Genomic DNA, 687 nt, shown 5'->3' with positions numbered 1-687 from the left:
TGATTTTGTCACACGGTGTGACACTAAAAAAAGCCTGTTTGTCACACAGAATGACACCTAAAAAAGCCGTTTTGTCACTCAATGTGACAGTTTAATGCTTGCAGCGTTTAACAAAATGAAGCTGGAATATAAAAAGCTAAAAGGGGAGAACAGCATGTCGCCAAACGCTATCATAACCTGTTTTTTAATGGTGCTGCCTATTTTAATCTTGTTTCTTATCGCATTGTTTTTTTCAAAGAAAAGAAGCATTTTTTTATCGTTAGCTCTTTTGGTTAGTACAGCAGAAGTCATTTACTTGATAGGGGAAAAAGACGAAGAGAAGAGAATGATAATGGAAAACATTGATACAGTAGAAAGGCACTTGCGAGAAAAATATCCCGGTGAAAAATGGTTCATTAGAAGGCAGGAAGGAGTCTCTCTTGATCATGGAGGGGTGGAAGTGATCTTCCTTAATAAACTGGACAAAGGCTATAATTATTACGTGCAGGACGGCCAAGTAAAACAGGATGGCGGTTGGCATGAACCAGGTGATGATAGTGAAATGAAGCATTATGAAGAAGAATCTTAATCTGTTATCGATTGACAAATTATTAGAATGCAACATAAATGCATGATATGCTCCCCCTTAAGTGGACAGTGTAGAAAAGCAACGCTACTGTTTACTCAAGGGGGATTTTAAATGGCGAA

Annotated in this window: 1 protein-coding gene; it reads left to right on the top strand. The window is 37.8% G+C overall.

All coding sequences use genetic code 11. From position 1 onward, the window contains the following. Window positions 1–154 precede the first annotated feature (154 nt). Window positions 155–568, top strand: coding sequence for a hypothetical protein (locus tag NLX67_RS22620; protein ID WP_254313640.1), 414 nt, complete (start codon window positions 155–157; stop codon window positions 566–568). The last annotated feature ends 119 nt before the right edge of the window (window positions 569–687 follow it).

Source organism: Domibacillus sp. A3M-37, from assembly GCF_024213455.1.
Taxonomy (GTDB): Bacteria; Bacillota; Bacilli; order Bacillales; family Domibacillaceae; genus Domibacillus; species Domibacillus tundrae.
This window is presented reverse-complemented; position numbering and strand designations above follow the sequence as displayed.